The sequence below is a fragment of the Novosphingobium mangrovi genome, assembly GCF_022818885.1.
GTDB lineage: Bacteria > Pseudomonadota > Alphaproteobacteria > Sphingomonadales > Sphingomonadaceae > Novosphingobium > Novosphingobium mangrovi.
Map to the genome: position 1 here is coordinate 1 of NZ_JALHAT010000074.1, position 11111 is coordinate 11111.

An 11111-nucleotide genomic window follows, 5' to 3' on the forward strand; every position below is an offset into this window, starting at 1 on the left:
AAGACGCCTTGGTTTTGGCGGAGGGCACCGAAATCTAAGATTTTCAGGCTCCCCGTTGAGGCGCGGAGCCTGAACCCTTCTGCTACGGGTAATTCGCCGCGAATGTACCCTGCTACGCAGCGCCTACCGGCCCCGCTTTCGCATGCGGCAAGGATGAGCAGACCGTCCGCTCCTGAGGAGCGGAAATTGGTGCCTGAACGGCCACAAAGGGTCGTTGGCGCGATTTGTGTTCAGGCGTCTCAACGGCCAATCAACAGTATGGTAAAGCGTCTCGGCTTGCGAGAGCAGGATCAGCTGATATTCAATGTTTCAGTTCCTTTCGGAGTGAAAGTATGCGGTTTCTGGCTGTTTTGCCTATCCTGCTCCTGACGTCCTGCTCTGACAGCCCTAGCCGTGACGAACTTTTGGATCAGGTTGCTGAGCTTGAACATGCAAACGACCAGCTCAGAAGTGAGACTGAGAGTTTGCAGCAGCAGTTAGAGGGCGCTCAATCTGCCGCTTCCGACGCAAATGATGCAGCTTCGAGAGCAAAGGATGCCGCAGAGGAAGTCGCGTCGCAAGCTGAACGCTTTCAGAGAGAAGATTGGCGATACGTAGTGCACGATATGCAGGAAGCTGCTGACGAAGCTGTAAGAGCGGCCAACGACGCAGCGAGCGAAGCTGATGACGCCTACAGCTCCTTCAACTACTGACATCGAAGGCGCCTGCGCTGCTCGACGAGCAGTGAGGTAAACTGATCGTCTGCTTGTGGGGATCGAAAATTAACGCCTGAAGGTACGTGAAGGGTCGGGCTCTGATTCCCAATTGAAAGCTGGCGTTCTAGAATCGGCTCAAGACCTGAAGGTAATCAAAAAGGGCCGATCCGGCGCACGCTTCTTGGCGAGGAAAATGCCCCGCAGTTCAAATGCAAAGGATTTGCGCAAGCGAACTTCGCGAATTAGGCTGACACCGATCTTCTGCGGGGTGTGAACAGTGAAGTCAGAGTATGGATTTTCTTGCCTTGCTGCCATCTCCTTCTTGCTGATTTCGCCTGTCGCGCATGCTGAAATCTACACAATGGAGCCGGACCAGCCCGAAACCGAGGGCTCGACCTACTATTGGCGACCCTCTCCGGGTGACATGCAGCATCCAGGCAACATGATCCGGGTCAATCTGGATCTGCCCAAAGGGTACACACCGCGCGGGACCCATCTTGCCTCTGACAGCGGCTATACACTTACAGGCAATGTTGAATGGGCCTTCAGTGGTTGCGGCGCGCGCGCCAACCCCTGCATCGAGCGGCAATATTGGGGTATCCCTAACGCCACGTTCGACGTGTCCTGGAGAATGTGGGGCGAAACCACCGCAATCGAACGGAGCCGGCGCCGCCGCTTCGGGCAGGTGACCAGCGACGCAGATGGCAACTTCCAGATGACGGCGCCCTTGCCGAACGGCGGGCGCAGGTTCGATCCAGCCACGCCCAACCAGTTGACGCTGCACGTGGACGCGCTGCGCTATCAGGATCGTGCCTATCCCGAAGGCCGTCCCTTGAGCGCTGCACCGAACACCTTTTTCGTGCCGTTCTCGAAGCAGCTTGAGCTGCGGTTCTTCGTGGACGATTTTCATGTAACCGAAATCCGCTCGTCCACAAATCATGTAACGCCCGGCCAGGAGATCGCGATTTCCGGGAAGCTGGATGTCGAAGACGCGTTTGCGGCAGGCCGATCGCTGGCAAATGCGATAGCCCAGGCATCCTATTCCGGCAACGTGATCGGGCAGTTCCCGGTCGCGGCCGACGGCCGCTTTTCAGGTAGGATCGCGCCCCCCAGGCTGGACGGCGACTATCTGGTCGAGGTGACCGGCGTTCTCGATGGCCAGCAAAGCGTTGGCAGGAGTTTCTATCTCGTGCGAAACGACGAGATCAATCCGAACGCCGCCGTGAAGCATGCCGAAGCGGCCGAGATGTACAACGGCCTCGACGCGGCCAACCTGACCTTTGATACGAACCTGGCGGCCAGGCGCGGGACCCAGGCGGCCACGGCGAAGAACGATCTCGTCGCGCTTCACTGCGACATGGTGAAGCGGGTGCGGCCTCTTTTGCAGAGTGGTGTGGCCATGGATACCAAGGCGAGCGTCCTTGCCATGCTCGCAGAGTACGAAGACCGCATCCTTTCAGGGGCTTCCAGCCCGCGCGAAGCGGTCGTCTCACTTTACCGCGACTTGTCGAATGACCCGTCCGCGCAGGTCTGCCAGTATTCCGAATTGGATCTGTTCTCGAACGAGAACGCCGAACAGTCGCACTTTCTGGCACCCTTCATCGAAACCGGTACGACGAATGTCTATCTGGGGTTCATGAACCGGATCTTCGCCAAGGCGGGCTTGAGCCTGAAGGAGCCGCTTCCTTTCGGGAAGATCGATCTTTCCGCGACATGGATGGCACCGATCGGCAATGGTGCGCAAAGGCCAGTCAGCGTCGTGGACTTTGCGCATCTCCAGTCTGATCGTACACCCATGCTCATCGCGCTCGTGGAGCGCGGGGTCGGCGCCTTCGCGCCGGTATCGGTTGCCTCAGGAGCCCCGGCTGCGGCCGCAGCGGCCAGTGCTCGCAGACGCCCATCCCTGTCCGAGGACGAACGCAAGGCCGTCCGCAAACTCTATCGCGAATTGATGGCGTACCGATATTTCGGAGAAGGTGTGCTGTCTGCAGGCACCGTCGCCGAACTGCTGGACGTCCAAGGCTTCGGCTCGGATCGGCAGGCGTGGCTGGTCGGCGCTTTCGAAGAGCTTTTTGCCCTGCGCCTGGATATCGCACCTGTACAGAGCGGATACCGTTTCACGTTCGCCCATTTCAGTTGATCCTCTGACGCGGACTGTTCGGCGAATGCCGGGCAGCCTGCAGGATTGCCTGTCACCAATAAGTCTGCTGACCTTCTTGGGCCAAACCTCCACATCTAGGAGGTGAAGAGACTGCCGCTTCGCGTCAGGAGAGCAGGAAAGGCCACGACTTCCTGAAACGTGCGACCTATGGCCTTCAGAGCCATAGAAGATGTGTCCTGGGACTCCGCAGACAGCAAGTCTGAGCAGGCCGTCCGCTCTTGGAACGCGGAAATTGGCGCCTGAGCGTCCATAAAGGGGCGGCAACGGTGGCAGCGCCTGGGGCCTAGTCCTCTGCCCAGTTTGCAGAAACTTCCGCAGGATAGCGGACATCCTAGTCGTGATACGCAACGGGGGCTTGGCTCCCGCAAGCAGGCATACCGATAGACTCTAAGCCGCTGGCATGCGTATTTTCCCAAAGCCTCGTTCACCGGCCAGCAGTCGCTGAAAAAGATAGCACTGGTGATAGGCGGCCCAGGCCCGCGAGAAGCCCGAGCGTATCGCCCGCAGACTGAAGCCATGAGTGCGGCAGCAGCGCTACCTTGGCGATCGCCGCGTCCCCAGGATGCTTGTGAAACGAGTCTCAGCGCTTCGCATAACTCCCGCCGGCAATGGAGTCGTGCACACAGATCAGGGCCGCTGGCGCAAGATATCCGGTCAAAGCATCTTCATCTGGTCCCCCAAGCTGGCTAGCAACAGACGAACTTCTGCCATCTGTGCAATATTCACGCTCTTGCCTGACAGGGCACTATTAAACAATACTTCGAACTTATCTTGAGCAATCGTCAGTTTCGTTTTGATTTCTGAAAAACCATCAGCCGCACCCTTTACCTGAAGCGGCTCTGGCGAAAGCTTTATCTGCGCTTCGAGTTCGCGCCTACGCAGGACCTGCTGTTTGAGTTCGTCCTCGAGATCCGCAATTTCCATTGAACGGCGTACCACGCGTTCATCAAGCGCCGCATTCGTGCGCATCAGGTTGTGGGCATTGCTGCGCTTGGACACGTGCGTTGCAATGCGGGCCTGCAGGACCTGGAAATCGATCGGCTTCGTGACGTAATCGTCCGCGCCCGCTTCCAGTGCTTCTATGGTCGCTTCACTTTCCGCACGTGCCGTCACCATGATGACAGGGAGCTCCCGTGTCATCTGGTCCTGTCGCAGGATCCGCAAGACTTCGATGCCGTTCATGTGCGGCATCATGTAGTCAAGCAACACGATGTCAGGCAGACGTTCGGCAATCGCCTTCAGCGCCGCAGCACCGCTTTCAACGCATCGTATCCGGTAGCCATAGGGCTCCAGCCGTCGGCGAATGACAGCCTGGTTCGCCTCCATGTCATCGACAACCAGAATATCGCTTATGTTCGAGATACCAGGCATAAACTACCATCCATCATGCGGCATTGCCGTGAACTTCCAGGTTTTGGACGTTCCGGCCCAACTTGCGCGGAGACAGGCCATTCTTCGGAATGAGCCTAACCACTTTGCTGGTCAGCGCCATCCCATCTTCCTCATTCAGGACCTTGCCGGTCACGACCATGATTTTCGGGCGCTGCTCTTCGGGCATTTCTGCGACCCTGTCGATCAGGGAAAAGCCGTCTCCGTCCGGCATTCTCAGATCGGTGATAATCAGGGCGAACATGCGTTGCTGTAGAAGCCTCATGGCCTCGCCGCCGCCCGATGCGACCTGGGTCGTGTAGCCCATCTGGTTCAGCCCGCGGGCGTAAAGGTTGGCTGTGCCGGGATCGTCTTCGACAATCAGGATCGCACCAGTGTGCTTCTGCGAATACTGAATGAAGATATCGTTCAGTTCACCATGATCAATGGGCTTGACCAGGTGGTCTGCGGCGCCCGCTTCGATTGTCCGGCTGCGATCATCATCGACCGTGACAACCACGGTTGGAATGGATCGCAGTTCCGGAGCCGCCTGAAGAGCTTCAAGCACTTGCCAGCCATTCACGCGCGGCAGGGTCAGATCCAGCAGGATCACGTCGGGCCGATGCTGGTAGGCCAGCTGCAAGCCGGTTTCCCCCTCCTCGGCGCAGATGGTTTCAAAATCCGCGCGCTGTGCCAACCGGGTCATCAGCTGCAGGGCACTGGGCTGATCCTCAATGATCAGGGCAAGTGGCTTGGCCGTGGAGCGCAAGCGAGTATCCAGGACAGCCTCGGCCTGGACGGCCTCGGGGCTATCGTCCTCGCCTGCGTCATGTCCGCGAAGATTCGCCCTTACGCGAAGCGTGAATGTCGTACCCGCGCCCTCGACGCTGTCGACCTCGACAGTGCCGCCCAGCATATGCGCAAACCGCCAGGTAATGGTGAGGCCGAGGCCTGTCCCACCATAACGGCGTGTCGTACTCGCGTCCGCCTGTACGAAAGGCTGGAAGAGCCGATTCAGCTGGCTGGTGCTCATACCGATCCCTGTGTCCGACACCGAGAAGACAAGGTCTTCCCCGTCGGCCCGTGCCAAAATGAAAATCTGCCCGTTTTCGGTGAACTTGCAAGCATTCGCCCCGAGATTCAGAAGGCATTGCCTGAGCTTCGTGGCGTCTGAATAAGCCTCGCCGATGTCAGGATCCGTGACGATATGAAGGGTGTTGTTGCGCTGCGCCGCGATGGGCGCCAGCATTCCTTCGATTTCCTGCATGACGCTCAAAGGGGAGAATTCATGCAGGTCGATCCCCATCCGCCCGGCTTCGATCTTCGAGAGGTCGAGGATCGAGTTTATGAGCCCGAGCAGCTGGTGTGCCGAGGTGTGTATCCACTCGACATCCTCGAGCGAGCGCTTGAGCTCGAGGATGTCGAGTTCCTCGCGAAGGACTTCTGCATAGCCGATAATGGCATTGAGCGGCGTACGCAGTTCGTGGCTCATGTTCGCAAGGAACTGGGACTTGGCGACATTGGCTTCCTCGGCCGCGTCGCGTGCCTCGCGAAGGGCCTGCGCGCTTTGCGAAAGAGCCTCGTTGCCCTGCTCCAGCCGTTCGAGCATCGCGTTGAAACTGGTGATGATGGCAGCCAGGTCCGGATCGCCGCTCTGCTCGAGCCGGACGCTTGAGTCTCCCGATGCGCTGATCTTCCTCATTGCGCTCATCAGCGTATCGATCGGCTTGTGGGCGATCCTGTCCATCCAGTGGCTGAGCAAAACCGCGATCGCGAAAGCGACCATGGTGATCAGCGCGGCGGCGCCCAGGTTGTCGAACAGGATATCAGACAAAGACCGGTAGTGAACGCCCACGCGCAAGGTGGCGATTTGACGTCCATCCACACGGATCGGGCGCTCCACCACGGCTTCCCAGGCCAGTTGGTCCGCCCGCGCGCCTTGCGCGGCATTGTAGCTTGCAAAGACCTGGCCGCCGGGCAGCACGGCCTCGACCCAGCCAATGCCGTCGAGGCCCTGGATCGATTCCAGGTTCTCGCCCGCCACTGCCGGATCCTCGAACAGGATGGCTGGCGCAATGTTCGACGAGATGATCGAGGCCGCCTGAACGAAGCGCTGCTCCGCCTGCTCCCTGTCGGTCTTCCACTGCAGGCCGATCAGCCCCATAGCCGATACCGTCAGTGCCGAGGCGACCGCAAGGCCCGTCAGCAATTTCAGTTTCTTGCGAAAGGCGATGATCATGCGTGCAACTCGCGAGGCCCTGCCGTCATCGCTGCCGTCATTGCTGCACCCGCGCGGCAAGGCGCAGGATTTTCGAACTGATCGTCACCCCGGCCTCGCGGGCCGCCTTGAGGTTGATCTCGAAACGGATCTGGTTGCCGGTGCGCAGCAGGCCGATCGTTGCCCCTGTGTCCAGCATGCCCGCCCCTTCGCCGATGATAACCCTGCCCTGCTGACGATAGCGTTGGACCTCGCTGCGTCCGGCCTCGCCGAGCATGACCACATCGCAGCCGGTCGCAGCTCCATCATCGATGGACCTGTAGGCGATGGTTCTCTTTTCCAGGCGCCGACCGTTCAATCTGGCCATCTGGGAAGCGGCGGAAAGATCACGTCGGACGCAGAGCCTGATCGTGCCGTCACCGCGCTCGTCTGGGATCTCGATGTAGCGGATCAGATTGAGCGTGATCGCTGCCTTCAGTGCGTTCGGATCCACCGGCGCCGCGCGCACCGGTCCGGCAGCGAACAGGACCGAGCCCAGAACGTGCAGGAGAAGCGGTTTGCGCATGGCTGCCCCTGTCAAAACCGGAAGCGCAGCTGCGCGGAGATCGTCCGCGCAACGTACATCATCGGGGCGGGATAGAACGGCTGCGTGAACTCGACGTGCCGCGCCTGCAGCAGGTCGTTCCCGATCAGCGAGAGCTCCGCCCCGTTGGGCAGGCGATAGGTCGCTTTCAGGTCAAGCGCGGTATAGGCTGGCACCGGTCCCTGCGCCAGGCGCGAGACATGGCGCAGCTGGCTGTCGACCGAAAAGAAGCTGCCGATGTCGACGCTGTTGGACAGCGAAACCTGATGGCGTGGCGAGCCCTCGAGTGGGAAGATCAGCAGGTATGGGCTGCCGGTCTGCGGGTCTGTCGGCACGTGAAAGTCGAAGTGGGAATAGTTCAGGCGAACCTTCCACCATGGCATGATGCGCCCGGAAAGCGACGCCTCGCCCCCCCAAGTCTTCGCGCGGCCGATCCCCTTGACGTCAAGCGCGAGGCCCAGCCCGAGGGGATAGGGTACAGGGTCCTGAAACAGGGGGAACGCCTCCCCCGGAACGGTAACGGTGATCTTGCGATAATCGTTGTAGTAACCGGCAAGATCGAGCGACCAGTTCCCGCCAAGATCGAACCGCGCGCCAGCCTCGTAGGCAAGGAGGTGTTCGGACCCACGGTCGGCCTGACCGAGCAGCACCGGGTAGACCGGCAAGGGAAAGGGATTGGTGGCGGTATTGGGCAGTTCGACGGTGAAGTTGAACTGTGCCGCGCGTTCCATGCGGGACGGCGTGCGCACCGCACGCGTGACCGAACTCCACAGCGCCAGTTCGGGCAACGGCTTGTAGAAGATCCGCGCCGTGGGCTGGACTTCGACACCCGTGAAGTTGTTGTATTCCAGCTTGGTGCCCAGCGTCAGCCGCAGGGTATCGGGGATCAGCGAGATATCGTCCTGGATATAACCGCTCAGCCAGTAGTCGGTATCGACGGGATCGGTGAACCTGACATTGTACGGCCCTTCGAGTTCATCGTGCAGGACACGCGCGCCGAGGCCGAAATTGATGTCGTGGACATCGCTGGCCCGCCAGTGAAACCCGAGGTCCAAGTCGGCCAGCTGCCAGTCGAAGCAGGCATTGCCCAGTTCGCAGCGATTGATGTGGTTGTACTGGGCCTGCAGGGCCCAGTCGAAGCTCTCGCTCGCCTGCTGGGTCCAGCGCCCCAGAACGCTGAAAGACTCGAATTCGTCGCGTGAACGAATGGTCGAATAACCGGGATTGGTCAGGTCCTCGTTCACCTGGAGTAGCGGATTATCGTAACTCCCCTTGGCATAGTCCAGCTGAAAGGTGGCGGCGTTCTGCGGGTCGGGCTGCCAGTCAAGACGCGTTCCGGCAGCCCCGCCCTGCCATCGCCGCCCGACATCGTCTCCGTCGGCATCGACCAGGCCGTTGTCGTGACGCACCGTGCCATAGACGCGATAGTTCAGCGCATCGGACAGTCTCCCGCCATAGGACAGGCTGCCCTGCTGGAAGCGCGGACCGGCGCGGACATCGAGCGACACACCCCCGGTATCGGCGCTGTGCTTGGTGATGATGTTGATGACACCGTTCGAGGAATTGGCGCCCCACAGGCTGGCGCCGGGACCACGCACGATCTCGATGCGCTCGATGTCGCCGATCGGCACCATCAACTGGTCCCAGAACACGCCCGAAAGCGTCGAGACGAACTGCGAGCGGCCATCGACCATGACCAGCAGCGCATTGGCGAGACGGCTGTTGAAGCCGCGGATGGTGACGGCATAGCCGCCATTGGTCTGCCGGCCGACTTCGACGCCGGGAACACCGCGCAGGAGTTCGGGAATCGTGCTCGCCGCCGAGCGCTGGATGTCTTCTTGCGTAATCACGTAAACGGCGCTGGCGGAATCCACGACACGCTGCCGCTTCTTGGCCACCGAAGTCGATTCCAGCGTCAGCAGGTCTTCCAGCGAGACATCGAGCAGATCGTTAGACGGCGCGTCCTGCGGGGCGTTCCAAGGATCCGTGACGGACTGAGCGTAGCCCTTGCTCCCGAGAGGCAAGCTCACGGCTGCAACGCTGATGGCCACGAGGGCGCTCGTTCGGGACAGGCAAGGTTTCATGTGCTTGATTTTACGCAGCCGTATTAAGAATGCCGAAGTCCGCGTCCATGTAATTGCCCTGCCTTTGGAGCTTGCGAAACGCGCTGAGTTCGACGGGGCGTGAGAACAGGAAGCCCTGGACAACATCGCATCCCATCGCCGAGAGCAATTCGAGCTGCGGTTTCGTTTCCACGCCTTCGGCGACGGAATGGAGACCCAGACTGTTCGCCATGCTGATGATGGTCTGCACCAGGACCCGGGCATCGGGCCGGATGGTGATGTCCTTGAGGAGCGACTTGTCGATCTTGAGCTTGCTGATCGGCAGAGTGATCAGGCTCGCCAGGTTAGAGTAGCCGGTTCCGAAATCGTCGACAGCAAGGGTCACGCCGATGTCCGCCAGCTGCCGCAGGCGGTCGGCGGCAAGTTCCGGATCACGCAACGCGCTTTCCTCGGTCAGTTCGATCTGCAGCAATTCGGGCCGGATTTTCCAGCGTCCGATCGCGGTCTTCACAGTGGCGATGAAATCCCCACGCTCAAGGTGCGAAGGGGAGATATTGATCGAGATCTGGACGGGCGAGCCGGTGCGCTCGAACTCGGCGATGCGCTTGACGGATTCCTGAATGACCCACTCGCCAATCTGGATATCGAGGTTGGCACGATTGGCGAGGTGCAGGAACTGTTGTGGCAGCATGAGGCCCTTGCGGGGATGCCGCCAGCGGATCAGCGCCTCGGCGCCCAGCAATCGGCGCGAATGCACATCATAGAGAGGCTGGTAGAACAGCTCGAGATCTCCACGGACCAGTGCCTCGCGCAGCTCCTGTTCCGCTTCGGCCTCTTCGCGCGCCGTGATGTCCATCACCGGATCGTAGAATTCGTAGCAGCCGCGGCCCGATCCCTTGGCACAGTACATGGCCGTATCAGCAGACCGGATCAGCGTGGCGTAATCCATCCCGTTGTCGGGACGCAGAGCGACACCCACACTCGCGCTCACGTTGATGGTGTGGGGACCAATTTCAAAGGGTTCGGACAGAACCTTCACGATACGCGAGGCGATCCGGCTGGCCTGCGACGCACACCCAGGCTGCGCCGTGAAGTAAACGAACTCATCGCCCCCGAATCGCGCGATGCAGGTCAGCGGCTGCCCGGTATCGGGGGGCAAAGCCTCGTTCACCGCGTCCAACTGGGTCGCCATCCGCAGGCGGTCGGCCGCATTCTGCAGAAGCCTGTCACCAATGTGATGGCCAAGCGTATCGTTGACCGCCTTGAAGCCATCCATGTCGATGAAGAAAAGTGCGCATTGCAGATCGTCAGGGGCCCCGCCGACAATGCGCTCCACCTTCTTCTGCATTTCGACCCGGTTGAGCAGACCGGTCAGGCCGTCACGGCAAGCGGCCTCGCGCAAGTCCTCGACATGGCGGTGCATCTGACTGGCCAGGGCCTTCATCGCCCCTTCCATTTCAGGTGCTTGCGTGCCGATCGACGGAGCATCAATGACGCCGGTCACGTTCTCGTTGAGATACCCGAGCATTTCGCGCAACCGGAAGACCAGGTCCTTCAGCCGCAGGATCCGGCCAGCCAGCACGATACCCAGGCCTCCATGAAGAAGAACGAGAAGAGGTTCGAACGGAAACGTATGGCTGTGGGCAGCCTGCAAGAGGGCATACGTAAGTCCAGCGGAGATAAGCCCCGCGAGGACAGGCAATGTCGCAGGAGCTCCCCTTAGTCTGGAATGTAAACGTTTTCGTTCCATGGCTACGCTATAAGCCATGAATCTTACTAAAATGTTCGATGCGCTGGCTCAGCCCCTGAAATGGGAGGTGGCAAGCTCTCGTTTCAAAGGCCGGTCGCTGCCAGTGCGTGAGATCCCTGATGCCAATCCAGGGGCAAGCGTTCCGCTGGGAGGCGAACTGCGCTGATGCGTTCTACCTATGGCCATTACGGCCATAGGAGATGTGTCATGGGATTGTCAGAATTTGACCCCGCCGTTCACGAACGCGTTTCGTGGAACGCAGGGCGCAAAGTG

General features: G+C 60.2%; 7 protein-coding genes. 2 read left to right on the forward strand and 5 right to left on the reverse strand.

From position 1 onward, the window contains the following. Positions 1–332: 332 nt before the first annotated feature. Together MTR65_RS19735 and MTR65_RS19740 are read left to right on the forward strand one after the other, a co-directional pair. Positions 333–692 (forward strand): hypothetical protein, encoded by a 360-nt coding sequence (locus tag MTR65_RS19735; RefSeq protein ID WP_243803253.1) that lies wholly within the window; start codon positions 333–335, stop codon positions 690–692. Between the two features lie 280 nt (positions 693–972). Continuing rightward, positions 973–2835: a hypothetical protein gene (locus MTR65_RS19740; protein WP_243803255.1), complete on the forward strand. Its 1863-nt coding sequence runs from the start codon at positions 973–975 to the stop codon at positions 2833–2835. 675 nt (positions 2836–3510) lie between these two features. On the opposite strand, the gene MTR65_RS19745 is transcribed toward MTR65_RS19740, so the two are convergent. The 5 genes from MTR65_RS19745 to MTR65_RS19765 form a co-directional block, all read right to left on the reverse strand. After that, a complete protein-coding gene (locus MTR65_RS19745) occupies positions 3511–4227 on the reverse strand; it encodes a response regulator (RefSeq protein ID WP_243803257.1) in 717 nt (238 codons plus the stop codon). 13 nt (positions 4228–4240) lie between these two features. Continuing rightward, positions 4241–6463 carry a response regulator gene (locus MTR65_RS19750; protein ID WP_243803259.1) on the reverse strand — a complete coding sequence of 741 codons (2223 nt, stop codon included), beginning with the start codon at positions 6461–6463 and terminating at the stop codon, positions 4241–4243. A gap of 37 nt (positions 6464–6500) precedes the next feature. Further along, positions 6501–7007, reverse strand: coding sequence for a YfiR family protein (locus MTR65_RS19755; protein ID WP_243803262.1), 507 nt, complete (start codon positions 7005–7007; stop codon positions 6501–6503). 11 nt (positions 7008–7018) lie between these two features. Further along, positions 7019–9055, reverse strand: a complete 2037-nt coding sequence (locus tag MTR65_RS19760) for a TonB-dependent receptor plug domain-containing protein (protein ID WP_243803264.1) — start codon at positions 9053–9055, stop codon at positions 7019–7021. A 64-nt stretch (positions 9056–9119) separates the two neighbouring features. Continuing rightward, complete coding sequence (locus MTR65_RS19765) at positions 9120–10670, reverse strand: putative bifunctional diguanylate cyclase/phosphodiesterase (RefSeq protein ID WP_243803266.1); 1551 nt, start codon at positions 10668–10670, stop codon at positions 9120–9122. Between the last annotated feature and the right edge of the window lie 441 nt (positions 10671–11111).

Bases quoted from the DNA above. Each gene is read 5' to 3' on its own strand.
- MTR65_RS19755 (WP_243803262.1), bottom strand. From the start codon at position 7,007: ATGCGCAAACCGCTTCTCCTGCACGTTCTGGGCTCGGTCCTGTTCGCT.
- MTR65_RS19745 (WP_243803257.1), bottom strand. From the start codon at position 4,227: ATGCCTGGTATCTCGAACATAAGCGATATTCTGGTTGTCGATGACATG.
- MTR65_RS19750 (WP_243803259.1), bottom strand. From the start codon at position 6,463: ATGATCATCGCCTTTCGCAAGAAACTGAAATTGCTGACGGGCCTTGCG.
- MTR65_RS19735 (WP_243803253.1), top strand. From the start codon at position 333: ATGCGGTTTCTGGCTGTTTTGCCTATCCTGCTCCTGACGTCCTGCTCT.